The sequence below is a fragment of the Shinella sp. R2-11 genome, from assembly GCF_055330205.1.
The window spans coordinates 1-24,676 of record NZ_JBVAPC010000009.1; the positions used below are offsets into that span (position 1 = coordinate 1).

Consider the following 24,676-nt stretch of genomic DNA (forward strand, 5'->3'; position numbering starts at 1 on the left):
TGTACTCTTCTAAAGGTGAAGCCAGCCCTTGAACCAGCGCGTGCGCTGGCCGAGCCAGGCGCGGACCTGCGTCGGGGCTTCCTCGTAGGTCGGCCGGCTGATGACCCCGCAGCGGTAGCCGCGCCGGTAGAGGCGCAGGCCGAGGTCGGCATCCTCGGTGACGTTATAGGGGTCCCACCCGCCGACCTCCTGCAGCACCGCCGTGCGGAAATGGTTCGAGGTGCCGCCGAGCGGCATCGGCATGCGGGCGGCGGCGAGCCGTGGCAGCAGCACGCGGAAGAGGCCGGCATATTCCACCGCGAAGAGCGCGCTGATCCAGTTCTCCCGCGCATTGGTGATGATCAGCGGCGCCTGGAGGCAGGCGATATGCGCCGGCCCCGCCGTGAAGGTGCGCCAGGCTTCCTCCAGCTGCATCGGGTCGACCCGGTCCTCGGCATCGTAGATGACGAGATAGTCGCCCCGCGCCGCGCCCAGCGCATAGGTCAGCGCCTTCGGCTTGGTGCGCGGCCGGCCGGGCGGCACCTCCACCACCTCGTATTGCGGGCCGAGCGGCATGGCGGCGAGCGCGTCCAGCGTTTCCCGGTCATCCGCCTCGCAGATCAGCTTGATGTCGAGGCAGGAGGCCGGCCATCGCAGCCGGTCGAGCGTGGCGACGAGCTGCGGCACCACCGCGGCCTCCCGGTAGAGCGCGACGAAGACGGAATAGACCGGGCGCCGGCCAAGGGGCAATGTCGGGCGCGGGCGGTACGTCTCCCACCATTTGGCGAGGAGCGCCACGGCGCGGATGACGACGGTGGCGGAGAAGAAGAGGCCGAGCACGATATGCAGCAGCAACAGCACCGTGCCCGGCTGCGTGAGGAGCAGCATGGCGACGAGCGTGAGCGCGGTGCCGATATAGAATCCCTGCTGCCCCCAGAGCGTGATGCGGGCGCTCGCCTCCGGCGCCGTGCCGAAAAGCTGCTCGACCGTCTCGCGCAGCCGGCGGCCGCGGCCAGCCTGCCAGAGGGCCGCGCGCAGCGCGGTGGGCGTGGTCGCGATCATACGGGAGCGCATTTCCCCGGAAGCCTGTAGCCTCCCGCGAAGATCGTCGAGCCGCGCCGCGCTCGGCACGATCGCCGTTATCGGCGCGCGGGCCGGCTGGCGCAGCCGCACCATCACCGGCTCGACGAGCTGGCTGTCCGCCCCGGGCAGGTCCTCGATCTCCTTCGGGTCCAGCGCGGGATGGAAGGGCAGGCCGAGGATGTCGGCAAGCGCTTCGTAATAGATGTCGTGCGAGATGGCGCCGCTCGCCAGCACTTCGGCTTCCAGTGTCGTGCCGTTCCGGCCGGCCTGCACCAGCATGGCGGAAATCAGCGGCTTGGAAAGGCCGAGCCGGCGGAAGAGCCGCGCCTCGTCCATGAGGCGGTCGGGCACCTGCCCCTCTTCGGCCGGCGGCAGGACCGTCTCCTGCCGGACACCGATTGCGGTGGCGAAAGCCATGTCGTCGGGATATTCTGCCAGCATCATGCCGTCTCACCGTCGCTTTCGCGCCGGCGCCCTCTTAAACCCCAAGTTGATTGTAATGTGGCAAAACAGAATTTCATCCCTTAAAATGCAGGGGCTTTTTGCGCTCTGCCTGCTGGCGGCGGCGATGAAACCGCTATCCCTTGCCGCCGCGGAGCGGTCGCCGGTCGATCTGCCGATCCTGTTCGACACCCGCGAGCGCATCGCCCGGCCGGACCTTTCCGGCCTCGTCCGGCTGCGTTTCCTGACGACGGTGGATTTCCCGCCGTTCAATTTCATCGACCAGACCGGCAAGCTCGCCGGCTTCCATGTCGATCTCGTGCGCGAGATCTGCCGCGAGCTGGCGCTGACGGAGAAGTGCCAGATCCAGGCGGTGACCTTCCCGGAGCTGGAAAAGGCGCTCACCGATGGCAATGGCGAGGCGGTGGCCGCGGGCATCGCCGTCAGCACGCCGCTGCGCGAACGCTTCGCCTTCTCGCGGCCCTTCATGCGCCTGCCGGCGCGCTTCGCCGTCGGCAAGAATGCGCCGCCGCCGGGTGAGACCGCGGCGAGCCTTGCAGGCCGCAAGGTCGGCGTCGTCGCGGCAAGCGCCCATGAGGCGATGCTGAAGGCCTTCTTCCCGAAGATCGAGGCGCAGCCGTTTACCGACCGGGCGGCGCTGCTTGCGGCGCTGAAGGACGGCAAGGTGGACGCCGCCTTCGGCGACGGCATGCAGCTTGCCTTCTGGACGAGCGGGGCGGACGCCGCCGGCTGCTGCCGCCTGTTCGACGGTCCCTATCTGTCAGAGAAATTCCTCGGCGAGGGGCTGACGATCATGCTGCGCAAGGAGGACACGGCGCTGACCGGCGCCATCGACCACGCGCTGCTGGCGCTCTCGCGGAGCGGCCGCCTGCAGGAAATCTACCTGCGCTACTTCCCGGTCAATCTCTACGGCGGCTGATGGAGGACGCCTCTACTGGCTCGCCCAGATGATGCGGGCGATCCAGTCGACCTCGTCCATGTCGAAATTGCGGTTGGGGTGCTCGGGATTGAGCGAGACGAGCTCGATGCTGCGCGGGCTCTGGCGGTGCAGCACCTTGGCCATCACCTCGCCCTCGCGGGTCTTCACCACGACGCGGTCGCCGCGGCGCACCTGCGCGCCCGGTTCGACGATCAGCACGTCGCCGTCGCGGTAGAGCGGCAGCATGCTGTCGCCCTGCACCTCCAGCGCATAGACGCCGGCCTTGCGGTCGGGCGAGGCGGGGAATTCCACCACGTCCCAGCCCTGGCCGGCGGGAAAGCCGCCATCGTCGAAGAAACCGCCCGCGCCGGCCTGGGCGAAGCCGAGCAGGGGAATGCTGCCCGGCTGCGGCGGAAAGGCGCCCTGCGGCAGGGCCGCGTCGCGGACGGGGTCGGAAAGGGTGAAGAACTCGTCGATGGATGCGCCCGTCGCGTCGAGCACCTTGGCGATCGATTCCGTCGAGGGCCAGCGCTGCCGCCCGTCGACGCCCTGCCGCTTGGATTTGTTGAAGGATGTCGGGTCCAGTCCCGCACGGCGGGCAAGCCCGGACGGGGAGAGCCGATGGCGTTCGGCGAGGGCGTCGATCGCCGCCCAGATCCGGTCGTGGGAGAACATGCTTGCGAAACCCTGCCAAGGCGGCGGACCGGCTGGTGCCGGTCCGAACGGTCGGAAGCATAGCCAAGGACGCCGTCCGAGTAAAGAAAAAAGGATTATTTTCCTGTCTGGGTGTCGGTGGCAACCTGCTGCGCGCGCCGGCGCGCCACCACGCTTTCCCGCCAGATGGTGAAGATGCCCGCGCCGACGACGATGGCCGAGCCGATGACCGTGTTGAGGTTCAGCGTCTCGCCGAAGACGGAGATGCCGATGATCGCCGCCAGCACCACCTGCAGGTAGGTGAGCGGCTGCACCGCCGCGGCATCGAGGAGGTCGTAGGCGCGGATCAGGAAATAGTGGCTCGACATGCCGGTGATGCACAGCAGCCCCATCCAGAGCCAGTCCGTCGGTGAAAGGCTGGTCCAGAAGAACGGGCCGACGAGCGAGATCGCGACGGCACCCGCCACGCCGATATAGAAGAAGCTCGTCGAGGCGGGATCGTCGCGGCTGGCAAGCCGCGTCGCGATCACATAGACCGCGAACATCAGCGCGCCGGCCAGCGGCAGCAGGACGCTGGCGTCGAAGGCGCTGTCGGCGGGGTCGATGACGATCAGCACGCCGCAAAGGCCGACCGCGATGGCCGTCCAGCGCCGCCAGCCGACCCGTTCGCCGAGAAGCGGCATGGACAGGAGCGCCACGAAGATCGGCCCGGAGGAGAGGATCGCCTGCGAATGGGCAAGGCCGACCGTGCTGAAGGCGGTGATGACGACGACGATCTGGAAGGCGAGCAGCACGCCGCGCAGGATCTGCAGCAACGGCCGTTTCGTCGCCGCCGTGGCCCGCAGGCCGCCGGGGCCGCGCGCGCCCAGCACCAGCGCGAAGGCGCCGAAAGCCCAGAAGCGCAGCATGGCGATGAAGACAGGCGGATAGGCGCTGCCGAGATGCTTCGAAATGGCGTCCTGCAGGCTGAAGATCACGATCGCGAGCAGGGTGAAGGCGTAGCCGAGTCGTTTGGTGTCCATGGCCCGCGCATATACCTCTCCCGCCTCGCTTGCACGCCGGAATTTCAGCGCCTCGGGACATTTTCGGCCTCGGCCGCAGGGCGCAGGAAAATTTTCCTTCCCCCGCGATTTCCAGCCACTTTCGCAAAACGGCGCGGCGCGCTATCAAGGAGGCGCGCAAGGCTGCTTGCGCCTTCGAGGTTCCTTCCGTGCACAAGACCGTCTCTTCCGGCATCCTGCTGACGTCCTTCGCCTATTTCCTGTTTTCCCTGCAGGATGCGTCGGTCAAATGGCTCGTCGTGGCCCTGCCGGTCTGGCAGATCCTCTTCGTGCGCAGCGTGACGATCTTCTCGCTGTGTCTTGCCGTCGGCGGGCGCCCGCTGCTGCGGGATGCGCGCCGCTCGCCGGTGCTCAGGCCGCTCTTCCTGCGCAACCTGCTGCTTCTGGCCGCCTGGCTCTGCTACTACACCGCCGCGCGCGATCTCGGCCTTGCCGAGCTGACGACGCTCTACTACGCCTCGCCCGTCGTCATGACGATCCTCTCGGTGCCGATCCTCGGCGAGAAGGTGCCGGGCTACCGGTGGCTCGCCGTCGTCGTCGGCTTCGTCGGCGTGGTCGTTGCCTGCGGCATCGCGGCGAAGGGCATCACGCTGTCGCTGCCGGTCTATCTCGCGCTGCAGGCGGCGATCTTCTGGGCCGTCGCCACCGTGCTCCTGCGCAAGACCGCGCTGCACGAGCGCACGCAGGTGCAGATGACCATTTCCAGCGGCTTCTTCATCCTGTTCACCGCGCTCGCCATGCCCTTCGTGTGGCAGCCGGTCACGGCCATGGACCTCGCCCTGATGTCCGGAACGGGCCTCATCGCCGGCCTCGGCCAGTTCGCCATGTTCGAGGGCATGCGCCGCGCGCCCGTCTCGGTGCTGGCGCCCTTCGAATATACCTCGCTCGTCTGGGCCTTCGCGCTCGGCTATCTCATCTGGAGCGACGTGCCCGGCTCGAACGTCTTTGCCGGCGCCGCGCTGATCGTTTCCGCCGGCATGATCATCATCGCCCGCGAGCGCCTCGGCGGGCGCTTCCGGCTCCGCGCATGACGGCTAAGTCCAGAACCCACCAAAAGAATCCACTTTGGGGCGTTACGCCCCGTTGCATGCCGCGGGCATAACGATATTGTCGCCTCGTAAACGGCGAGGTGAACCGGGGGAAGGAATGCCGATATCGAACGCCGCCTTCGTGCGCTCGACCATCGTTCTGCTGCTCGCCGGCATGATCGCGCTGCTCGGCATCGTCGGCACGTCGCTCTGGCTCGCGGCCAAGGTGCAGACCTATTTCACCGGATTCATCGAGCTGCGCGAGGTGCGCAGCGCGGCGGCCGACCTGCTGTCGACGCTGCAGGACGCCGAAACCGGCCAGCGCGGCTTCGTCATCACCCGCGATCCGAATTTCCGCCAGCCCTATGACGAGGCGCTGAAGGCCGTCGCCGAACGCCAGCAGGCGCTTGCCGAGAAGGCCGCCCGCTTTCCCCACTACGAGGAGCGCGTTCCCGGCATAGAGCACCTTGTCTCCGAGAAGCTGGCCGAGCTTGCCGGCGTCGTGGAGGCCGTCGAGCAGGGCCGGACCGCCGATGCGATCGGCGAGGTCAGGACAGACCGCGGCCGCCTGCTGATGGACCAGCTCCGCGAACAGCTCGGCGCCGTCATGGCGGATGCCGACGGCCGCCTGCAGGAGAGCGTCGTCGATACGCTCTGGTCGGCAAGCGCGTTGAAATGGACGACGGTGATCGGCGCCATCGCCATCATCGGCGTGCTGGGCGGGGCGATCGCGGTCATCGCGCAATATACCCGTGACATCATCGTCGCCCGCCGCGAGGTCGAGACGCTGAACGCGACCCTCGAGAAGCGGGTGGACGAGCGCACCGAGGAACTGATCCGCGCCAACCAGGAGGTCCAGCGCTTCGCCTATATCGTGACGCATGACCTGCGCGCGCCGCTCGTCAACATCATGGGCTTCACCAGCGAGCTGCAGGCCTCGCTCTCCGCCATCCAGGCCTATGTGCTGGCGGACGGGAAGGCGCCGAGCGAGGCCGACATCATCGAGGCGCGCCGCGCCGCCGCCGAGGACCTGCCGGAGGCGATCGGCTTCATCCGCTCCTCCACCAAGAAGATGGACGGGCTGATCAACGCCATCCTGAAGATCTCGCGCGACGGACGGCGGGAACTCAAGATCGAGCGGGTGGACCTCCGGGCGCTGGCCGAGACGGGCGCGGCGGCGGTCGGGCACCAGGTCGGCGAATCCGATGGCGTCGTGACCATCGACCGCAACCTGCCGACGGTGGTTTCCGACCGGCTGTCACTGGAGCAGGTCTTCGGCAACCTCTTCGACAATGCCATCAAGTACCAGTCGCCGGATCGGCCGCTGCGCATTTCCGTCACGGCGCGCAATGCGGGCCGGGCCGGCTTCTTCATCGATTTCACCGACAACGGCCGCGGCATCGCGCCGGACGATCACGAGCGCGTCTTCGAGCTTTTCCGCCGCTCGGGAACGCAGGACAAGCCGGGCGAGGGCATCGGCCTTGCCCATGTGCGTTCACTGATGCGCAATCTTGGCGGTGATATCATGGTCAGATCCGAACTCGGGCAGGGGACGACCTTCGTGCTTCGTCTGCCGCCCGACCTCAGCAAGGTTGTCAGGAGTATGCAGGCATGAACGGTTTGGGCAAGGAAGTCACCATCGTGATGGTCGAGGACGACGAGGGCCATGCGCGCCTCATCGAGAAGAACATCCGCCGCGCCGGCGTGCACAACGAGATCGTGCCCTTCACCAACGGCACCGAGGCGCTCGATTTCGTGCTCGGCAAGGACCGCAGCGGCCTTTGCAGCGCCGGCAAGTTCCTGCTGATCCTGCTCGACCTCAACCTGCCGGACATGTCGGGCATCGACATCCTGCAGAAGATCAAGTCCAACATCCACACCAAGCGCCTGCCGGTCGTCATCCTCACGACGACCGACGACGAGCGGGAGATCCAGCGCTGCTACGATCTCGGCGCCAATGTCTATATCACCAAGCCGGTCGAATACGAAAGCTTCGCCCATGCGATCCGCCAGCTCGGCCTGTTTTTCTCCGTGATCCAGATTCCCGAGACGCAATAAATGAGGGAAGGCCCCGTCCGCATCCTCTATATCGACGACGACCCCATCCTCGCCCGGCTCGCCCAGCGGGCGCTGGGCCGTCTCGGCTATGAGGTGCTGCATGCAGAGGAGGTCGAGCGCGGCCGGGAAATGCTGGCCGAAGAGCGCTTCGACGCCATCGTGCTCGACCATTTCCTGAAGGCCGGCACGGGCCTTTCCTTTCTCAAGGAACGCGCCGGCGCGCCGGACCCGGTGCCGGTCGTCTATGTCACCGGCTCGAACGACGCGCAGGTCGCCGTCGAGGCGCTGAAGGCGGGCGCGGCCGACTATGTCATCAAGTCGGTCGGCGACGATTTCATGCCGCTCCTGGCCAATGCGCTCGGCCAGGCGCTGGAAAACGCCGATCTGCGGCGCGCCAAGCTGAAGGCCGAGAAGGAGATCCGCGCCGCCAAGGAGCGCGCCGAGATCCTGCTGGCCGAGGTGAACCACCGCGTCGGCAATTCGCTGGCGCTCGCCGCCGCCCTCATCCGCCTGCAGATGTCGAGCGCCCCCGACGGGGCGGTCAAGGAGGCGCTGTCGGAAACGCAGGCGCGCATCACCGCCATCGCCGGCATCCACCGCCGCCTCTACACCTCCGAGGACGTGCGCCATGTCGACATGGGCGCCTATCTCTCGACGCTGCTCTCCGAGCTCGACGCCTCGATGCAGGGGGACGGCCGCAATGTTCGCCTCAACCGCATGCTGGAGCCGCTGCACGTGCCGACCGACCGCGCCGTCTCGCTCGGCGTCATCGTGACGGAACTCGTCACCAACGCCTTCAAATACGCCTATGGCGAGGCCGGCGGCGAGGTGCGCGTCGGCTTCACCCGCCTCGACGGCGAGAACGCCGTCCTCTTCGTGGAGGACGACGGCATCGGCTGGCGCGGCGAGGGCCCGGTGCGCGGCACCGGTCTCGGCTCGAAGATCATCAATGCCATGGCCGGAAGCCTCGACACGAAACTCGACTATGCCGCCCGCACCATCGGCACGCGCGCCGAAATCCTGGTGCGCGTGGTGGAGGCGCCGGGCGCGGCCTAGGGGCCGCGCATCCGCATGGATGCGTGATCAACGCTCGCGTGGACGGCTTCTCCCCTGAGATACCTCTATCCACGCGGCGATCTCGCCCGTGGCTTGTCAAAGAGCATCGGACGGGGCGCTGGAAGCTGCCTCGAATGATTGTTTGATGCGGCACCTTTCAGCGCCCCGTTCAGCGGTTTGTGCCCGCGACTCCAGTCCCTCTGCAAAGACAGATGGTGGCAGATGTTGCTCGCCGGTTTCCGGCATGGGCCTTTCCGTTTTCTTATCCATCTCGCGCTCCATGGCGAAACGGACGGAAGGGACTTCCTTCCGGGCGGTGTCCATCCCGGCGGACGATGCCGACACATCCGCCATTTCCTGCCCGCTTGTGTGCCGCACAGGCACGCCCGGCGCGCCGTTCGGGGCATGAAGCGAAAGGGCCGGTCCGACGCCCCGCCGCTTCCCCCGTGTCGCCGGAGGGAGACCATTTTCCGCGGCCCCTCGTGGCGAAGGCTCACGTCCTTCCCCCACCACAAGCGCCGATCACGCCTCGCTGCAACGCCTTGCAGTGTATCCTTGGCGGGATGGGGGATTGTGGGCACGGGTTCGGAGGGTGGGGAAAAGGTGGGGGTGTTTTCTCGGGAATTGAGGGCGCGCGGGGCCTGGATTCTCGGGTCAGCGCCCGAGGATGGCGCAGGAAGAGAGGGGCGGGGGCGAGAGGCAGCGCCGCCGATGTCGCGCCGTTCGGTGAAGAGGGGACGGTGGCGGGACGCCTTAATCGTTGCTTATGTCGTACCGCTCACTTGACGGGAAACCGCTTCCTCTCCTTCGTCACCCTCGGCCTTGAGCCAAGGGTTCGCAGCCTCATGCTTTCACGTGATGAAATCGGAAGCATGCCATGCCATGCAGACGTTCGGGACGAGCACCAGGCGCAGTAGCCGCCCGTCTCTCTATGATACGTGCCGCGCCCTATACCTTGCCGGCGGCGGCGGCCTTCCGGCCCTTGCGGGGCGCGGGTGCAGGCTCTTTCGCCTGCTGGTCGAGGCGCATTGCGCGCAGGCGGGCCGTCTTCGCCTCGCGGGCGTTGGTCTCCTGCGCGATGATGCCCCGCGCGGTGTCGTCGGTCCTTACCGCCTTGTCCTGCGCGGACAGCTTGGCGGGCTTGAAGAACTCTTCCTTGGTTGCGGTCATGGTCTCTGCCCTCCCGGGGCGATGGCCGGGGGACGGACGCGCCCCTATGCGAGGCCGTCCGTCCGGCGGCAATTCATGCGGCGCCGGATGCCCGGCGTGGCAGGCGCGGGACCGCGGCGTTCCGCTTTTCGGAAAGCGGGCAACGCTCCGGCACCCGGCATTTGGCGGAATGGTGCTAGCGGGTGCGGGCCGCCTTGCGGGGCGCGGGCAGGAGCCCCTCGCGCTGCATCTTCTTGCGGGCGAGCTTGCGCTGGCGGCGAATGGCCTCGGCCTTTTCGCGGGCACGCTTTTCCGACGGCTTCTCATAGGCGCTGCGGGCCTTCATCTCGCGGAAAAGGCCTTCGCGCTGCATCTTCTTCTTCAGGACGCGAAGCGCCTGGTCGACATTGTTATCCCTGACGAGAACCTGCAATGGATGTCCTTTCTCTTGCGGCGGTGCCGCACTGGTTTGAAACGGGCCGGGGCAGCCGTGCCGTCCGGCTATCGGCCGACACGGATGCTCGACGGTTTCAGCCAGGAGCCCGCCTTGCCGGGGGACGCCGGGCCGTCGCGGGACACCGGTGCGGCGCTTTCCGCCGTATCGATGTCGCTGTGCACGATGCGCCGCTCGAAGGTCTCCCCTTCGCGCTGCACGCGGTACTGGACCTCGCCGTGGTCGGCGGGCAGGAGGCTGACGATGCTGCATGTCCGCTCACCCGCCTGACTGCGGGACAGGCCGGCCTTCAGGACGACCCGGTCGCCGATGGCATAGGGTTTCCGGCTCATGGCGCTTCTCCTTCGCGGATGCCCGCTAGAGCGTTTCCGCTTTTCCTCGAATCGCGAAAACGATCTATGCTTTTGTTTCTACGCAATTCCGGACGCAAACCGCTGCGCGCTTTTGCTGGAATTGCTCCAATGCGCATGCCTGCGCGAATTCCCGGGCGGGTAGCGGGAAATAAAAAGGCCGGGGCTTGACCCCGACCTCTCCCGTCATTCGACTCTCTGCTGCCAGTACATCCGTGGTCAGCGAAGAGGAACGACAATCTTTTTCAAGCGGCGCGAAGGTTGTCGGCCGAGTTCTTGCCGGACTTGCGGTCGCGGACGATCTCGTAGCTGATCTTCTGGCCTTCGGAGAGCGAGCCGAGGCCCGCGCGCTCGACAGCCGAGATGTGCACGAACACGTCGGTCGCGCCGTCATCGGGCTGGATGAAGCCGAAACCCTTGGTGCTGTTGAACCACTTTACGGTACCTGAATTCATAACGATATCCTTTCCATCGCTAGTGTAATCGGACGATATTTTGTCCGTTATTGATCGATCTTGAAAGGAAATCTGACAGAGCTTTTCAGCTCGAAGACAAAGGTCGCAAGCAGTTTTCGATATGTTCTATATAGAGTTTATTTCGAAAAGCGCAATGGTTTGGCGGGATTTTTCTGAAAGGGCTCGGAAACCGGCCCGAAAATACGGACGGTTCCGGAGGTTTCGCCGCAGTTTTATTTTTATGCAACTTGAAGAAGATGCAAGCAAAAAGGGCGGCACCAGGCCGCCCTTTCGCGTTGCAAGCTATTGCGCGGTCAGGCCGCCTGCTTCGCCCCGGCGGAGAAGCGGCTGTAGAAGGTTTCGCCCTTGGCGGCCATGTCCTTGAGGAGCGGCGTCGGCTGGAAGTGGTCGCCGTATTTCGCGGCGAGCTTTTCGCAGAGTTCCACGAAGGTCTTCACGCCCATGCCGTCGATATAGGAGAGCGTGCCGCCGGTATAGGGGGCGAAGCCGAAGCCGAGGATGGAGCCGACATCGGCCTCGCGTGGATCGGTGACGATGCCCTCTTCCATGGTGCGGGCCGCTTCCAGCGCGATGGTGGCGAGCAGGCGCTCCTTCAGCACCTTGACGTCGACATCCTCGGGTTTGAGCTGCGGGTAGAGGTCCTTCAGGCCCGGCCACAGCTTCTTCTTGGCCGGCTTCGGCGGGTAGTCGTAGAAGCCCTTGCCGGCCTTGCGGCCGAGGCGGCCCTCGCCTTCCACCAGCTTCGTGACCAGCTCCATGTGTCGCGGATCGACGGACTGGGGCCCGAGGTCGGCGATGGAGGCCTTGAAGATCTTGTAGGAGAGATCGACGGCGACCTCGTCGTTGAGCGAGAGCGGCCCGACCGGCATGCCCGCCATCTTGGCGGCATTCTCGATCATCGCCGCCGGCACGCCTTCGATCAGCATGTCATAGGCCTCGCCGATATAGCGGAAGACGCAGCGGTTGACGTAGAAGCCGCGCGTGTCGTTGACGACGATCGGCGTCTTCTTGATGGCCGCGACATAGTCGAGGGCGGTGGCGAGCGCCCGGTCGCCCGTCTCCTTGCCGAGGATCACCTCCACCAGCATCATCTTGTCGACCGGCGAGAAGAAGTGGATGCCGATGAACTGGCCCGGGCGCTTCGAGTTCTTCGCAAGGCCGGTGATCGGCAGGGTCGAGGTGTTGGAGGCGAAGATGGCGTCCTCGCGCAGCACGGCCTCGATCTTCTCGGTGACGTCCTTCTTGACGGTGCGGTCCTCGAAGACGGCCTCGATGACGAGGTCGGCATCGGCCAGGCTCGCATAGTCCGGCGTCGGGGTGATGAGGGAGAGCAGCATCTCGCCGTCCTCCTTCGACATGCGGCCCTTGCCGATCGCGCCCGTGACGAGACCCTCGGAGTGTGCCTTGCCCTTGTCGGCGGCTTCCTGGTCGCGGTCGATGAGGACGACCGGGATGCCGGCGGCGGCGGTGACATAGGCGATGGAGGCGCCCATGAAGCCGGCACCGACGACGGCGACCTTCTTCAACTCCGCCTTCGACTGGCCCGCCGGGCGGCGCGCGCCCTTGCCGAGCTCCTGCATGGAGATGAACAGCGACCGGATCATCGAGAAGGCTTCGGTCGTCTGGAGAATATGGGTGAAGTAGCGCTGCTCGATCCTCAGGCCCGTCTCGAAGGGCACCTGCAGGCCCTCATAGACGCATTTCAGGATGGCGAGCGCGCCCGGATAGTTGCCGGCGGTCTCGCGGCGCAGGATTGCCGGGGCGGCCGGCCAGAGCTGGGCGGAGGCGGGCGTCCAGATGCCGCCGCCGGGGGCCTTGAAGCCCTTCTCGTCCCAGGGCTGAACGGGCTTGAGGCCGTCCTTGATCATCTGCTTTGCGGCCGGGACGAGCTGGTCGGGCTCGACGACCTGATGGACGAGGTTCATCGCCTTGGCGCGCGCGGCCGTCAGCGAGGAGCCGGTCGTCATCATCTGCAGGGCGTCCTGCGCATTGGCGAGGCGCGGAACGCGCTGGGTGCCGCCGGCACCGGGGAAGATGCCGACCTTGACCTCGGGAAGCGCGATCTTGACCGACTTGGCATTCGAGGCGACGCGGCCGTGGCAGGCGAGCGACATTTCGAACGCCCCGCCCATGCAGGTGCCGTTGATGGCGGAGACCCACGGCTTGCCGCAGGTTTCGAGCTTGCGGAACAGCCAGGTCATGCGGCCGGTGGCGTCGAACAGCTTCTGCACGGCGGTCGCCGGATCGGTCGCCTCGGCCTCCTTCAGGAGATCGAAGCTCGCCTTGATCATGGAGAGGTCCGCGCCGCCGGAGAAGGAGGACTTGCCGGAGGTGATGACCACGCCCTTGACGGCGGCGTCAGCGACGACCTGGTCGATGATCGCGTCGAGCTCGTCCATCACCTCGACGGTGAAGACGTTCATCGACTTGTCGGGCATGTCCCAGGTGACCAGCGCAATGCCGTCGGCGTCGGTCTCGATGGTGAAGTTCTTGTAGCTCATGGTTTCTCCCCCTCAGTAGAGAATGGGTTCGATCTGCAGCGAGGCCTTGCCCCGGCCGCCATATCCCTGTTTCGTCGTGTTGGTGGCGATGAGGCGGCCGTGCCGTTCGAGCCGGACGGTGAAGCCCGGATCGACCGCCCTGCGGAGCGCCGAGCGCTTCACCCGCATCGAGAAGCGGATGGAATGCCGGTCGCCCTTGCTGGTGACGGTGGTCGCGGCAATGCCTCTCGCCGGCGCATCCATGACGCCCTGCTCCTCGAGCCGGATCGTCAGCCGGCCGGGCGGAATGGCGCCCTTCGCCACATAGGTGACGGTGCCCGAAAGCACGAAACTGTCGCTCGCCTCGGCGGAGGAGGCGATGAGACCGGCCCCGATGAGGGCAAGGAAGCTGCGGCGGGTCGGGCTCGTCATGGTCAGACTCGTTGGACGATCGTCGCCGTCCCCATCCCCGCGCCGATGCAGAGCGTAACGAGCGCAACGTTGAGGTCGCGGCGTTCCAACTCGTCGAGCACGGTGCCGAGGATCATCGCGCCGGTCGCGCCGAGCGGGTGGCCCATGGCGATGGCGCCGCCGTTGACGTTCATCTTGTCGTGCGGGATGTCGAAGGCCTGCATGTAGCGCAGGACCACGGCGGCGAAGGCCTCGTTGAGCTCGAAGAGGTCGATGTCGGAGAGCTGCATTCCGGTGCGGGCGAGCAGTTTTTCCGTGACGTCGACGGGGCCGGTCAGCATCAGCGCCGGGTCGGAGCCGATATTGGCGAAGGCCTTGATGCGGCCGCGCGCCTTCTTCCCGAGGATCGCGCCGCCTTCCTTCGAGCCGAGCAGCACGGCGGCCGCGCCGTCGACGATGCCCGAGGAATTGCCGGCATGGTGGACGTAGTTGATGCCCTCGATTTCCGGATGGGCCTGGATGGCGACGGCTTCGAAGCCGCCCATCTCGCCGGGCATCTGGAAGGAGGGCTGGAGCTGGGCCAGCGCCTGCATGTCGGTGCCGGGGCGCATGTGCTCGTCACGGTCGAGGATGGTGAGGCCGTTGATGTCCTTCACCGGCACGACGGAATTCTTGAAGTAGCCCTTTTCCCAGGCATGCGCCGCGCGCTTCTGGCTCTCGACGGCATAGGCGTCGACATCGTCGCGGCTAAAGCCGTACTTGGTGGCGATGAGGTCGGCCGAAACGCCCTGCGGCATGAAATAGGCCGGGAAGTTGACCGAGGGATCCATGAACCAGGCGCCGCCCGACATGCCGAGGCCGACGCGGGACATGCTCTCCACGCCTCCGGCGATCACGATGTCGTCGGCGCCCTGCGCGATCTTCGCCGCGCCGAAATTCACGGCATCGAGGCCGGAGGCGCAGAAGCGCGAGATCTGCATGCCCGGCGCGCGGGTCGAATAGCCGGCCTCGAAGGCGGCGGCCTTGGGGATGACCGCGCCGGCATCCATGACGGGATCGACGCAGCCCATGACGATGTCGTCGATCTTGGCGGTATCCAGCCCGTTGCGGTCGCGCACCGCTTCCAGCACCTTGGCGGCAAGGCGTACGGACGGCACTTCGTGCAGCGAACCGTCCTTCTTGCCGCGCCCGCGCGGGGTGCGCACGTGATCGTAGATGAAGACGTCGGTCATGGGTCTCTCTTCTCCCTGGCGGCGCGAAGGCGCCCTAGAATTTCCTCGGCTCGGCCCGGCGGATGCCCCTCATCCGCCTGCCGGCACCTTCTCCCCGCAAGCGGGGAGAAGGGACTGCTTGGCTTGCGACTGTAGCCCCTCACTCCGCTCGCGGGGAGAGGGGTGGAAAGCGTCAGAACGCCTCGGCGGCCAGTTCCATCGTCGTGCCCGCGCCGGCCTCGATGCGGGTCTTGCGCAGCGCCGTTTCCGGCATCAGGCGCTCCATGAAGAACTTTGCCGTGACGAGCTTGTTCTTCAGGAAATCCTCGCGCTCGCCAGCGCCGTTCGCAAGGCCCTCTTCGGCGGCCTTGGCGATCTTCGCCCACATGTAGCCGACGACGACGAGGCCGAAGAGGTGCATGTAGTCGGTCGAGCCGGCACCGGCATTGTCGGGCTTGGCCATGGCGTTCTGCATGAACCACATGGTTCCGGCCTGAAGGTCGTTCAAGCCCTTCTTGAGGGCCTTGGTGAAGGGGGCGAGCTTCTCGTCGCCGCGATTCTCCTCGCAGAAATCGCCGATCTCCTTGAAGAGGGCCATGACGGCGCGCCCGCCGTTCATGCCGAGCTTGCGGCCGACGAGGTCGAGCGCCTGGATGCCGTTGGCGCCCTCGTAGATCATGGCGATGCGCGCGTCGCGCACATACTGGCTCATGCCGTGCTCTTCGATATAGCCGTGGCCGCCGAAGACCTGCTGGGCCATGACGGCATGGTCGAAGCCCTTGTCGGTGAGCACGCCCTTGAGGATCGGCGTCATCAGGCCGAGGATGTCGTCGGCGGCCTGGCGGTCCTTTTCGTCGCTGGCGCGGTGGGCGATATCGGATTTCAGCGCCGTCCAGAGCGTGAAGGCGCGGCCGCCCTCCGTCCAGGCCTTGATGGTCATCAGCGCACGGCGGATATCCGGGTGCACGATCAGTGGATCGGCCTTGCCCTCCGGGTTCTTGACGCCGGAGAGCGAACGGCCCTGCAGGCGCTCACGGGCATAATTGGCGGCGTTCTGGTAGGCGACCTCGGCAATCGAGAGGCCCTGCAGGCCGACGCCGAGGCGCGCCTCGTTCATCATCACGAACATGGCGTTGAGGCCCTTGTTCTCCGCGCCGATGAGGAAGCCCTTCGCCTCGTCGTAGTTCATGACGCAGGTGGCGTTGCCGTGGATGCCCATCTTGTGCTCGATGGCGCCGCAGGAGACCGTGTTCCGCTCGCCCGGCGTGCCGTCGTCCTTGAGGAGGAATTTCGGCACGATGAAGAGCGAGATGCCCTTGGTGCCCTCCGGCGCGCCCTCGATGCGGGCGAGGACGAGGTGCACGATGTTGTCCGACATGTCGTGTTCGCCGGCGGAGATGAAGATCTTCTGGCCGGAAATCTTGTAGGAGCCGTCCGCCTGCGGCACGGCCTTGGTGCGCAGGAGCCCGAGATCGGTGCCGCAATGCGGCTCCGTCAGGTTCATCGTGCCGGTCCAGGTGCCTTCCACCATCTTCGGCAGATAGGCGGCCTTCTGTTCGTCGGAACCGTGGACGAGGATCGCGGCGATGGCGCCCTGCGTCAGGCCCGGATACATGGTCAGCGCCATGTTGGCCGAGGACATGTATTCGCCGACCGCCGTGTGCAGCACGTAGGGCAGGCCCTGGCCGCCGAATTCCTCCGGTACGGCAAGGCCGATCCAGCCGCCCTGGCAGTAGAGATCATAGGCTTCCTTGAAGCCCTTCGGCGTTACCACCGTGGCATCGTCATTGCGCCTGCAGCCTTCCTGGTCGCCGGACAGGTTGACGGGGAACAGCACCTCCTCGGCAAGCCTCGCCGCCTCGCCGGCAATCGCCTCCAGCATGTCGCCCGTCGTGTCGGCAAAGCCGGGCAGATTGTTGTAGCGCTCGAGCGAGAGCACGTCGTTCAGAATGAAAAGCGTGTCATTCACGGGGGCCTTGTAGATCGGCATTTCTCGCGTTCCTCACCTATGCCACGGACAGGAGTCCGGTCCTTGGGGAAAGAGTGTATAAAACTTTGACGTTTGCGTAAACGTCAAAAGAGGGGAGGCGTGCTGAATTTTTCGTCGCAGGGAGAGCAGGGGGCGATACGGCAAGCTCGTTGGCTGCCGACGTTCCCCAAGGGAATTCCGCCACCCATGGCAAGGCGCCGGCCACACCCTCCTTCTCCCCGCCTGCGGGGAGAAGGTGCCGGCAGGCGGATGAGGGGCCGCACCGGCTTTCCACGCCCTCCACGGGAGAATGTGCCGCCTGCCCCTCATCCCGCTGCCGCGACCATCTCCCCGCAGGCGGGGAGATGGGGAAGGAGGAACCGCCTCGTTGATAAGAAAACCCTAGCGGACGCAACCTCCCCACGTCCCGCAACCGCTCATCTTCCCCTCTCCGGGACCAGTCTATGAGCAAATCGTTAAAAAATTTCCGGTCGAGTTAACCCCTTGTTTACCACGTTTCATGAATTGTGGCGCTTGAGGGCGTGGGATCGGGAATCATTTCGGCTCCCCTCTGTGCAGCCCGGGCGGACGGTCCGGGCGAAAACAGGGACGATACGGTTTTCCGCCACAACGCAGGAAGAGCGCAGCCGGGCGGGCAGCGCTTTCAAGGGTATCTCCCGACGGGCCGACGGCCGTCAAAGCGAGGCGAAAGATGAACGGATCGCGAAACCCGCAACGTCAAGGCGAACGCTCTTCGCTCGACGCGCTCAATCGCACCATCGAGGGGCTGGAAGCCCGCATCGAGGGCCTGATGGCGAACAGCCGGGATGCGCGCGGGCGCGGCGAGGAGCGCTTTGCGCCCCGCACCGAGCAGGCCCGCTCCGAACAGATCCGCCCCGAGCCGTCGCGCTACGAGCCGGCGCGCGCCATGCCGCTGCGCGAAGACCCCGTTTCCGAAATCGTGCAGCGCCAGCGCGCCATCGAGGGCAGCCGCGAGCGCGTCGCCCAGCGCATCGAGCGCCGCCCGCTCTCTGCCGATCACCACGCCGCCGCCGAGCACGCCTACACCGCCTTCGGCGGCCAGCCGGCCGCAGCGCCCGCCCGCGCCGACAGTTCCGTGCAGGATATCGCCCGCTCGCTCGTCTCGCTCCGCCAGGATCTCAAGAAGGATATCGCCGAGGGCCTCGAGCGCGAGATGCAGTTGCTGCGCTCGGAAATCCGCGGCATCCGCCAGATGGCCGAGGGCCGCGGCAATGGCGACGACCTGCGCGAGGAGCTGCACCGCCTCTCCGCCGGCATCAGCCAGCTCGGCCGCCAGTCGGGCCATACGGAGGGCCTGCGCGTCGAGTTCGATGCGCTGCGCTCCGTGCTTGACGGGCTGGCCCGCGAGGATTCCGTGCGCCGCATGGAAGACCGCTGGAGCGGCGTCGAAGAGAAGCTTTCCGTCTTCGACCAGAGCCGCGACGACGAGCTGGTGGCGCTCGCCTACCGGCTCGACGAGCTGAAGAACCAGATCAACGCGATGAGCGCGACGCCCGCCATCCGCGCGCTGGAGGAAAAGATCGAATCGATGGTGCATGCCGTCGACATGGTCGCCCGCCAGGGCGCGCCGGACGACGGACGCTTCGTTTCCGCCGTCGCCTCGCAGTTCGAGGGGCTGGACGCCCGCCTCGACGAGATCAGCCGCGCCATCGCCGCCGCCGGCCGCATGCAGCAGTCGTCCTTCGCCGACCAGGGCATGATGCAGCGCCTCGAAGGCCGCATAGCCGATCTCGCCGGCCAGATCGACCTCATCGCCCGCCGCCCCGCGCCCGCCGACCAGAACCTCTCCGCCCGCATCGAGGCGCTGGCAAGCCGCATCGAGGACCTGTCGAACGAGCGCACGGCGCTGCGCCTCGAAGAGCGCATCGAGCACCTGTCGCAGATGCTGGAGCAGGGCCAGCAGGCTGCGCCCGCCCTCGTCGGCGGCGAGGAGCTTGCCTATTTCCTCTCCGACATTTCCCGCAAGATCGACGCGCTCGACCAGGGCAGCGTCAACAACGAGCTCGCCGGCCGTCTGGATGCGCTCGCCCGCCGCATCGACACGCTGGATACGCCCGTCGGCAGCCCCTTCCAGGAAGACCGTTTCTCGCGCCTCGAAGGCCGCCTTTCGGACATCGCCGACCGGCTCGACGCGACCCGTGTGGCGCCCGCCGGCGACCACGAGGCGCTGCGCAGCCTGGAGGCGCAGATCGCGCATCTCTCCACGCTGATCAGCACGCCCTCCGCCGCGGCCATGGCCGCCATGCCCCCGGAATTCGAGAACCGGATCGCCACCATCGAAGACTACATGGCGACCAATGACGAATATATCGTCGAGGCCGCCCGCCAGGCGGCGGAAGCCGTCATGGAGGCCTATCGCCACGCCGGCCCCGCCTCCGCCGCCAATACCGACATGGAGGCGATCGCCGGCCTTGCGAACGACCTTCGCGCGCTGGAGGAGCTGACCCGCGCCGGCGAGGAACGCACCGCCCGCACCTTCGACGCCCTGCATGACACGCTGGTGCAGATCGCCGGCCGCCTCGAACAGCTCGACGCCCCGCGCGAAACCTTCGGCCGCCGCGAGGCCGTCCAGCCGCGCGCCGAAATGCCCCGCGCCGAGATGCCGGCCATGGGCTTCGGCCCGGACGCCGGCCTTCATCGCAACGACTACCCTTTTGACGACGATGCCTTCGGCGCCGCCGAGCTGAAGGCGGAAGCTGCCGCGCCCGAGGAGGACAGCCGCTTCGCCGAGATCGAGGTCGAGCACATTCCGGCGCCCGCGCGCGCCGAGGCAGGGGACGCCGTTGCCGAAGAGGCCGTGGCGCTTGCCGGCGATATCGCCGAGGCCCAGCCCAAGGCGGGCCTGCTTGCCGGCCTGAAGCGGCGTTTCGCGCCCGGCCGCAAGGATGTGGCCCCGCAGGCCGAGCGCCAGCAGATCGACCCGGCGCCCTCCCTCGACCCCGTCGACGAACTGGCGCCGGAAGAGGCGAACCAGCTTCTGGAGCCGGGCTCCGGCGTGCCGGACGTGCGCCGCATCCTCGAGCGCGTCCGCGCCGGCCAAGCCGCGGGCAGCCGTGCCGGCGGCGAGGGCGAGAAGGCGGACTTCATCGCCGCCGCCCGCCGCGCCGCCAAGCTCGCCGCCGAAGAGACCGACACGATCTCCCGCGTCGCGCCCGCCAAAAAGCCGGAAAGGGCGGCCAAGGGCGACAAGCCCGCCGCCACCTCCGCCTTCGCGCGCCATCGCCGCCCGATCCTGCTCGCCGTCGGCGCCGTGCTGCTCGCCATCATGTCCTATCCTCTGGTCAACACGCTGGTCCGTGGCGACGAGGCCCCGGCCGTCGTGGAGCAGGCCGCCGTCAGGGAAGAGGCAAAGCCCGCCGCGACGACGGACGGCGCCGACAAGGCCTTGACCGCGAACGCTGCCGCAGCGCCCGTCGCCGGGGAAAAGGCCGTGACCGACCCCGCGCCGGCCGGCATGGACGGCGAGCGCAGCCTCGCCGCGCCCGAAAAGGCGACGGATGACGGCGCATCCCTTCAGATGACGCCGCTCCAGACGAAGGGCGCCGACGCCCTGACGGCGCCCGTCGCGACGGATGACAATGCCACGGCCGGCTTCGAGCCGCTGACGACGCCGGAAACCGTGCCGCTCGCCGGCAAGGATGCCAAGGCCGGCGCGAAAGAGGCCGCGCCGCTCGGCGCCGCGCAGACGGCGGCGATTGCCGTGCCGGAAGCGATCACGCCCGCCTCGCTTTCCAAGGCCGCGACGGAAGGCGACCCGCTGGCGCTGTTCGAGATCGGCGCGCGCTACACCGAAGGCCGGGGCGTCGCCACCGACCTCAAGGAAGCCGCGCGCTGGTACGCGCTTTCGGCCGACCGCGGCTTCGCACCGGCCGAATACCGCCTCGCCAACCTCTACGAGAAGGGCCAGGGCGTCGAACTCGACCTTGCCCGGGCGCGCAAGCTCTACGAGGACGCGGCCGGCAAGGGCAATGCGAGCGCCATGCACAATCTCGCCGTCCTGCTGGCAACGGGCTCGGGCGATGCCGCGCCGGACTTCAACGGCGCCGCCAAATGGTTCCAGAAGGCATCCGAGCTCGGCGTGCGCGACAGCCAGTTCAACCTCGCCATCCTCTATGCGCGCGGCAACGGCGTGAAGCAGGACCTGGAAAAATCCTACAAGTGGTTCGCCATCGCCGCCCGCGACGGCGACCACGACGCCGCCGAGAAGCGCGACGAGGTGGCCAATGCCATGAAGCCGGAGCAGCTTTCCAGCGCCAAGGCGAAGGTCGACCTCTGGAAGCCGCGGGCGCTCGACGATAAGGCCAATTCGGCCGACCTGCCGGACGAATGGGTCGGCAAGCCGGTGAAGACCGCCAGCGTCGACATGAAGAAGGCCATCCGCAACATCCAGGCCATCCTCAACAACAACGGCTTCAACGCCGGCACGCCGGACGGCGAGATGGGCAAGAAGACCGTCTCCGCCATCAAGGCCTTCCAGAAGTCCGTCGGCCAGAAGGAAACCGGCGAGATCGACGACGCGCTCGTCACCGAGCTTCTGAAGCGCAACAAGCAGCCGGGCTGACCGGCGCATCGCCGGAGGCCCGTCAGGCGGCGCCTCCGGTCACGTCTTTCCCGAGACTGGGGGCATGACGCCCGTCGAAGGTGCCCGCCCGTCGCTCACGATGTGCGACGGGCGCCGCGGCAATTTGATCTGCTGCATGTTTTCATCCTTAAATCGGCCCCGATTTGCGGATTATGCAATAGAAAATTCATGTCGCTCCAAGATGATAACGCCAGGAAGAAACGTCATCATCCGAAAGGGCTGAGGCACGCGCCGCAATGGCTGCGTGCCAGACCGGTCCTTGCCGGATGCAAGGCGCGGCCGGCCGCCGAGGGGCACTCCCTTTGCGGCGGGGCGCGTCGTCGTATTCGCTGCCTGCCGAAGAGGAGCCGCGGCAGGGGCGGGAAGGGGTGAAGGCGGCTGCCGAGTATCGTTTGACGCAAGTCCGGAGGCGAGCCGCTTCGCGCGTCCGCCGGAATTGCCTGGGCTTCCGCGCAAGCGGGAATTGCCGATCGGGGTATTGTTGTGACTGTCTATCTGCCCATCGCAGAGCTCTCGGTGAATATCTTCATCATTCTCGGCATGGGCGCGGCCGTCGGCTTCCTTTCCGGCATGTTCGGCGTCGGCGGCGGCTTCCTCATCACGCCGCTCCTCATCTTCTACAACATCCCCCCGGTCGTCGCGGTGGCGACGGGCGCCAACCAGGTCGTCGCCTCGTCGATCTCGGGCGCGCTGTCGCATTTCCGGCGCGGCACGCTGGACGTCAAGCTCGGCACGGTGCTTCTCGTCGGCGGCCTCACGGGGGCGACGGTCGGCATCTGGATCTTTGCGCTGCTGCGCAGCGTCGGCCAGCTCGACCTCGTCATCTCGCTGCTCTATGTCGTGCTGCTCGGCACGGTCGGCACCCTGATGCTGCTCGAAAGCATCCGCGCCATGCGCCGCTCGGCCAACAACCAGCCCGTCTCGCTGCGCCGGCCCGGCCAGCATAGCTGGGTGCACCGCCTGCCGCTGAAGATGCGCTTCAAGAAGTCGAAGATCTATCTTTCCGTCATCCCGGTGATCGGGCTCGGCTTCTGCATCGGCATCCTCACCTCGGTCATGGGCGTCGGCGGCGGCTTCATCATGGTGCCGGCGATGATCTATCTCCTGCGCATCCCGACCAATGTCGTCGTCGGGACCTCGCTGTTCCAGATCATCTTCGTCACGGCCTATACGACCGTCGTGCAGGCGACGACCAACTATTCCGTCGACATCGTGCTCGCCTTCATCCTGATGGTGGCCGGCGTCATCGGCGCGCAATACGGCGTGCGCGTCGGCCAGAAGCTGCGCGGCGAACAGTTGCGCGCGCTTCTCGCGCTTCTCGTCCTTGCCGTCGGCGCCCGCCTTGCGGTCGACCTCGTCGTCACGCCGGCCGACATCTATTCCATCGTCAGCGAGGGGGTCTATCGATGAGAACCCTCGCGACGCTCCTCTTCGTCCTTGGCCTTGCCCTTCCCGCCGGCGCGCAGGTGCTGGAGGACAAGCCGGTGGAATTTCCCGAGAAGCTGGAGATCGGCATCTCGACGGACGAGATCGCCATCTCCTCGGATTTCCGCGGCGCGGACCTGACGATCTTCGGCGCCATCGAGGGCTACGATCCCGCGCTTCTCGCCCAGAGCAAGTACGACATCGTCGTGGCGCTGGAAGGGCCGAAGGACAACAACACGGTGCGCATCAAGGAGCGCGTCTTCGGCATCTGGGTCAACCGCCGCTCCATGACCTTCGAGCTGGTGCCGGAATCCTATTCGCTGTCGAGCACGCGGGACGTCGAGACCATCGCCGAGCCCGCCATGCTCAACGGCGTCGGCGTCGGCATCCAGCATATCCGCCTCTCGCCCATCGGCTATGTCGGCGACGGCTCGAAGCTCACCGAGTTCCGCGACGCCTTCCGCCGCCTCAAGGAAAGCGGCGGCTTCTACCAGCGCGATCCCGGCGGCGTGCAGTTCATCAGCGCCAGCCTGTTCAAGGCGACGGTCAAGCTGCCGGCCAACGTGCCGAACGGCACCCATGTCGTGCGCGCCCACCTCTTCCGCGATGGCGTGTTCATCGCGGAGAAGGCGCTGCCGCTGCGCGTCATGAAGACCGGCATCGAGCAGATGATCTCGAATGCCGCCTACAACAATTCGCTGGCCTACGGCCTCTTCTCGGTGCTGCTCGCCCTCCTGACGGGCTGGCTCGCCAGCGTCGTCTTCCGCAAGGACTGAGCGGTCAGGACCGGTAGACCAGCACCGGCACCTTCGCGTGGCTCAGCACCTTCGTCGTGACGCTGCCCATCAGGAAGGCGCTGACGCCGCGCCGGCCGTGCGAGGCCATGGCGATGAGGTCGCAGCCGCGCTTTTCCGCCGTGTCGATGATCGCCTGCCAGGCATCGCCCGCCGCGACCTGCAGCGTCTCGACCGGAATGCCGGCCGCCGCCGCCTTCGCCTCGACCGCGCCGAGGATGCGGGCGCCGTCCGCCTTCAGGTGCGCCTCGTATTCCGCGCGCAGGTTGACGGTGGCGCCGGGCGTCACGGGCAGGAAGTGCAGCGGCTCGGCGACGGTGAGCGCCGTCACCTTCGCCCCCAGCGCCTTTGCCAGTTGCAGCGTCTGGTCGACGGCGGCGGCGGAAAGATCCGAGCCGTCGGTGGGAACGAGGATATGCCTGTACATGGTCGCAGCCTCCTTTTTTACCCAGAGTAGGCCCGGCTTCGGGCCGTGCCTTGATGGAAATCAACCGTGCGGCTTTCGTCAAGTGCCGGTTGTGGCCCGCCTCGCCACGGTCGCCTCATAGGCCACGCGCAATTCGTTGAAGACCGAGCGGGCGGGCGGCGGGCTGCCGAGATGGATGGCACGCAGTTCCTCCATGAAGGCCTCCCACATCGCCGGCCCACCCTCTTCCAGAAGCTCGGCGCGGATGGACAGTTCCTCCGTCACCGGCAGGAAGCGCCGGCCCCAGGCGCCCATCATGGCGAAGACCGGCACGAGCGCGATGCCCATCTCGGTGAGGCTGTAGAGCGCCTTCTGCTTGTGGCTCGGATCGTCCGCCTTGCTGATCAGTCCCTCCTCTACCAGCCGGCGAAGGCGGTCCGCCAGGATGTTCGAGGCGATGCCTTCCTCCGATTTCGTCAGAAGCTCGCGGAAATGCCGGCGGTTGCCGAACATCATGTCCCGCAGCACGATCAGGCTCCAGCGATCCCCGAGGATTTCCAGTGTAAGATTGATCGGGCAGCCGGAGCGGCGGGTATCCTTCATGCAGTCTCTCCAAAAACTGCTTGC

General features: G+C 66.8%; 22 protein-coding genes. 8 read left to right on the plus strand and 14 right to left on the minus strand.

Annotated features, from left to right (window positions below):
* Nucleotides 1-9: 9 nt before the first annotated feature.
* Complete coding sequence (locus ACZ1A1_RS20410; RefSeq protein WP_463621359.1) at nt 10-1,506, minus strand: glycosyltransferase family 2 protein; 1,497 nt, start codon at nt 1,504-1,506, stop codon at nt 10-12.
* Between the two features lie 55 nt (nt 1,507-1,561).
* Between ACZ1A1_RS20410 and ACZ1A1_RS20415 the strand changes: the two genes are divergently transcribed.
* Nucleotides 1,562-2,443 (plus strand): transporter substrate-binding domain-containing protein, encoded by an 882-nt coding sequence (locus ACZ1A1_RS20415; protein ID WP_463621361.1) that lies wholly within the window; start codon nt 1,562-1,564, stop codon nt 2,441-2,443.
* A gap of 12 nt (nt 2,444-2,455) precedes the next feature.
* Here ACZ1A1_RS20415 and ACZ1A1_RS20420 read toward each other — a convergent pair whose 3' ends face one another.
* Together ACZ1A1_RS20420 and ACZ1A1_RS20425 are read right to left on the minus strand one after the other, a co-directional pair.
* A complete protein-coding gene (locus ACZ1A1_RS20420) occupies nt 2,456-3,118 on the minus strand; it encodes a S24 family peptidase (protein WP_119257523.1) in 663 nt (220 codons plus the stop codon).
* Between the two features lie 95 nt (nt 3,119-3,213).
* A complete protein-coding gene (locus tag ACZ1A1_RS20425) occupies nt 3,214-4,119 on the minus strand; it encodes a DMT family transporter (protein ID WP_463621362.1) in 906 nt (301 codons plus the stop codon).
* A gap of 188 nt (nt 4,120-4,307) precedes the next feature.
* Here ACZ1A1_RS20425 and ACZ1A1_RS20430 point away from each other — a divergent pair, with 188 nt between their 5' ends.
* From ACZ1A1_RS20430 to ACZ1A1_RS20445, 4 genes are all read left to right on the plus strand, one after another.
* Entirely contained in the window at nt 4,308-5,189 is an 882-nt protein-coding gene (locus tag ACZ1A1_RS20430; protein WP_463621363.1) for a DMT family transporter, read from the plus strand.
* Between the two features lie 115 nt (nt 5,190-5,304).
* The gene (locus ACZ1A1_RS20435; protein WP_463621364.1) at nt 5,305-6,801 is read left to right on the plus strand and encodes a sensor histidine kinase; all 1,497 of its coding nucleotides are present in this window, start codon (nt 5,305-5,307) and stop codon (nt 6,799-6,801) included.
* Complete coding sequence (locus ACZ1A1_RS20440; RefSeq protein WP_415214960.1) at nt 6,798-7,244, plus strand: response regulator; 447 nt, start codon at nt 6,798-6,800, stop codon at nt 7,242-7,244. The genes ACZ1A1_RS20435 and ACZ1A1_RS20440 overlap by 4 nt, the downstream gene beginning before the upstream one ends.
* On the plus strand, nt 7,245-8,300 hold the full coding sequence (locus tag ACZ1A1_RS20445) for a sensor histidine kinase (RefSeq protein ID WP_415214961.1): 1,056 nt from the start codon (nt 7,245-7,247) through the stop codon (nt 8,298-8,300). It begins immediately after the preceding gene.
* A gap of 96 nt (nt 8,301-8,396) precedes the next feature.
* Here ACZ1A1_RS20445 and ACZ1A1_RS20450 read toward each other — a convergent pair whose 3' ends face one another.
* The 9 genes from ACZ1A1_RS20450 to ACZ1A1_RS20490 all read right to left on the minus strand — a co-directional run bounded on the left by ACZ1A1_RS20450 (nt 8,397) and on the right by ACZ1A1_RS20490 (nt 16,821).
* Nucleotides 8,397-8,570: a hypothetical protein gene (locus tag ACZ1A1_RS20450; RefSeq protein WP_463621365.1), complete on the minus strand. Its 174-nt coding sequence runs from the start codon at nt 8,568-8,570 to the stop codon at nt 8,397-8,399.
* A gap of 678 nt (nt 8,571-9,248) precedes the next feature.
* Nucleotides 9,249-9,470 (minus strand): hypothetical protein, encoded by a 222-nt coding sequence (locus ACZ1A1_RS20455; RefSeq protein ID WP_463621366.1) that lies wholly within the window; start codon nt 9,468-9,470, stop codon nt 9,249-9,251.
* A 175-nt stretch (nt 9,471-9,645) separates the two neighbouring features.
* Nucleotides 9,646-9,882, minus strand: coding sequence for a 30S ribosomal protein S21 (gene rpsU / locus ACZ1A1_RS20460; RefSeq protein WP_119257530.1), 237 nt, complete (start codon nt 9,880-9,882; stop codon nt 9,646-9,648).
* A gap of 68 nt (nt 9,883-9,950) precedes the next feature.
* Nucleotides 9,951-10,235, minus strand: a complete 285-nt coding sequence (locus tag ACZ1A1_RS20465) for a cold-shock protein (protein ID WP_463621367.1) — start codon at nt 10,233-10,235, stop codon at nt 9,951-9,953.
* A 263-nt stretch (nt 10,236-10,498) separates the two neighbouring features.
* Entirely contained in the window at nt 10,499-10,708 is a 210-nt protein-coding gene (locus tag ACZ1A1_RS20470; protein WP_415214965.1) for a cold-shock protein, read from the minus strand.
* 314 nt (nt 10,709-11,022) lie between these two features.
* Nucleotides 11,023-13,230 carry an FAD-dependent oxidoreductase gene (locus ACZ1A1_RS20475; RefSeq protein WP_463621368.1) on the minus strand — a complete coding sequence of 736 codons (2,208 nt, stop codon included), beginning with the start codon at nt 13,228-13,230 and terminating at the stop codon, nt 11,023-11,025.
* A gap of 12 nt (nt 13,231-13,242) precedes the next feature.
* Nucleotides 13,243-13,641 (minus strand): YbaY family lipoprotein, encoded by a 399-nt coding sequence (locus tag ACZ1A1_RS20480; protein WP_463621369.1) that lies wholly within the window; start codon nt 13,639-13,641, stop codon nt 13,243-13,245.
* Between the two features lie 2 nt (nt 13,642-13,643).
* Nucleotides 13,644-14,852, minus strand: a complete 1,209-nt coding sequence (locus ACZ1A1_RS20485) for an acetyl-CoA C-acetyltransferase (RefSeq protein ID WP_463621370.1) — start codon at nt 14,850-14,852, stop codon at nt 13,644-13,646.
* 172 nt (nt 14,853-15,024) lie between these two features.
* Nucleotides 15,025-16,821 (minus strand): acyl-CoA dehydrogenase C-terminal domain-containing protein, encoded by a 1,797-nt coding sequence (locus ACZ1A1_RS20490; RefSeq protein ID WP_463621371.1) that lies wholly within the window; start codon nt 16,819-16,821, stop codon nt 15,025-15,027.
* A gap of 691 nt (nt 16,822-17,512) precedes the next feature.
* Here ACZ1A1_RS20490 and ACZ1A1_RS20495 point away from each other — a divergent pair.
* The 3 genes from ACZ1A1_RS20495 to ACZ1A1_RS20505 all read left to right on the plus strand — a co-directional run bounded on the left by ACZ1A1_RS20495 (nt 17,513) and on the right by ACZ1A1_RS20505 (nt 23,625).
* Nucleotides 17,513-21,403, plus strand: a complete 3,891-nt coding sequence (locus tag ACZ1A1_RS20495) for a peptidoglycan-binding protein (protein ID WP_463621372.1) — start codon at nt 17,513-17,515, stop codon at nt 21,401-21,403.
* A 504-nt stretch (nt 21,404-21,907) separates the two neighbouring features.
* Nucleotides 21,908-22,834: a sulfite exporter TauE/SafE family protein gene (locus ACZ1A1_RS20500; RefSeq protein ID WP_463621373.1), complete on the plus strand. Its 927-nt coding sequence runs from the start codon at nt 21,908-21,910 to the stop codon at nt 22,832-22,834.
* Nucleotides 22,831-23,625, plus strand: coding sequence for a TIGR02186 family protein (locus tag ACZ1A1_RS20505; protein WP_463621374.1), 795 nt, complete (start codon nt 22,831-22,833; stop codon nt 23,623-23,625). Before ACZ1A1_RS20500 ends, ACZ1A1_RS20505 begins: the two co-directional genes overlap by 4 nt.
* A gap of 4 nt (nt 23,626-23,629) precedes the next feature.
* Here the strand turns inward: ACZ1A1_RS20505 and ACZ1A1_RS20510 are convergent, their stop codons facing one another.
* Nucleotides 23,630-24,070 carry a universal stress protein gene (locus ACZ1A1_RS20510; RefSeq protein ID WP_454630722.1) on the minus strand — a complete coding sequence of 147 codons (441 nt, stop codon included), beginning with the start codon at nt 24,068-24,070 and terminating at the stop codon, nt 23,630-23,632.
* A gap of 78 nt (nt 24,071-24,148) precedes the next feature.
* Nucleotides 24,149-24,652: a winged helix-turn-helix transcriptional regulator gene (locus ACZ1A1_RS20515; RefSeq protein ID WP_463621375.1), complete on the minus strand. Its 504-nt coding sequence runs from the start codon at nt 24,650-24,652 to the stop codon at nt 24,149-24,151.
* Between the last annotated feature and the right edge of the window lie 24 nt (nt 24,653-24,676).

Coding starts and splice junctions, on each gene's coding strand:
- ACZ1A1_RS20410 (WP_463621359.1), bottom strand. CDS start 1,506: ATGATGCTGGCAGAATATCCCGACGACATGGCTTTCGCCACCGCAATC.
- ACZ1A1_RS20415 (WP_463621361.1), top strand. CDS start 1,562: ATGTGGCAAAACAGAATTTCATCCCTTAAAATGCAGGGGCTTTTTGCG.
- ACZ1A1_RS20420 (WP_119257523.1), bottom strand. CDS start 3,118: ATGTTCTCCCACGACCGGATCTGGGCGGCGATCGACGCCCTCGCCGAA.
- ACZ1A1_RS20425 (WP_463621362.1), bottom strand. CDS start 4,119: ATGGACACCAAACGACTCGGCTACGCCTTCACCCTGCTCGCGATCGTG.
- ACZ1A1_RS20435 (WP_463621364.1), top strand. CDS start 5,305: ATGCCGATATCGAACGCCGCCTTCGTGCGCTCGACCATCGTTCTGCTG.
- ACZ1A1_RS20440 (WP_415214960.1), top strand. CDS start 6,798: ATGAACGGTTTGGGCAAGGAAGTCACCATCGTGATGGTCGAGGACGAC.
- ACZ1A1_RS20445 (WP_415214961.1), top strand. CDS start 7,245: ATGAGGGAAGGCCCCGTCCGCATCCTCTATATCGACGACGACCCCATC.
- ACZ1A1_RS20450 (WP_463621365.1), bottom strand. CDS start 8,570: ATGGATAAGAAAACGGAAAGGCCCATGCCGGAAACCGGCGAGCAACAT.
- ACZ1A1_RS20455 (WP_463621366.1), bottom strand. CDS start 9,470: ATGACCGCAACCAAGGAAGAGTTCTTCAAGCCCGCCAAGCTGTCCGCG.
- ACZ1A1_RS20465 (WP_463621367.1), bottom strand. CDS start 10,235: ATGAGCCGGAAACCCTATGCCATCGGCGACCGGGTCGTCCTGAAGGCC.
- ACZ1A1_RS20470 (WP_415214965.1), bottom strand. CDS start 10,708: ATGAATTCAGGTACCGTAAAGTGGTTCAACAGCACCAAGGGTTTCGGC.
- ACZ1A1_RS20475 (WP_463621368.1), bottom strand. CDS start 13,230: ATGAGCTACAAGAACTTCACCATCGAGACCGACGCCGACGGCATTGCG.
- ACZ1A1_RS20480 (WP_463621369.1), bottom strand. CDS start 13,641: ATGACGAGCCCGACCCGCCGCAGCTTCCTTGCCCTCATCGGGGCCGGT.
- ACZ1A1_RS20485 (WP_463621370.1), bottom strand. CDS start 14,852: ATGACCGACGTCTTCATCTACGATCACGTGCGCACCCCGCGCGGGCGC.
- ACZ1A1_RS20490 (WP_463621371.1), bottom strand. CDS start 16,821: ATGCCGATCTACAAGGCCCCCGTGAATGACACGCTTTTCATTCTGAAC.
- ACZ1A1_RS20495 (WP_463621372.1), top strand. CDS start 17,513: ATGAACGGATCGCGAAACCCGCAACGTCAAGGCGAACGCTCTTCGCTC.
- ACZ1A1_RS20505 (WP_463621374.1), top strand. CDS start 22,831: ATGAGAACCCTCGCGACGCTCCTCTTCGTCCTTGGCCTTGCCCTTCCC.
- ACZ1A1_RS20510 (WP_454630722.1), bottom strand. CDS start 24,070: ATGTACAGGCATATCCTCGTTCCCACCGACGGCTCGGATCTTTCCGCC.
- ACZ1A1_RS20515 (WP_463621375.1), bottom strand. CDS start 24,652: ATGAAGGATACCCGCCGCTCCGGCTGCCCGATCAATCTTACACTGGAA.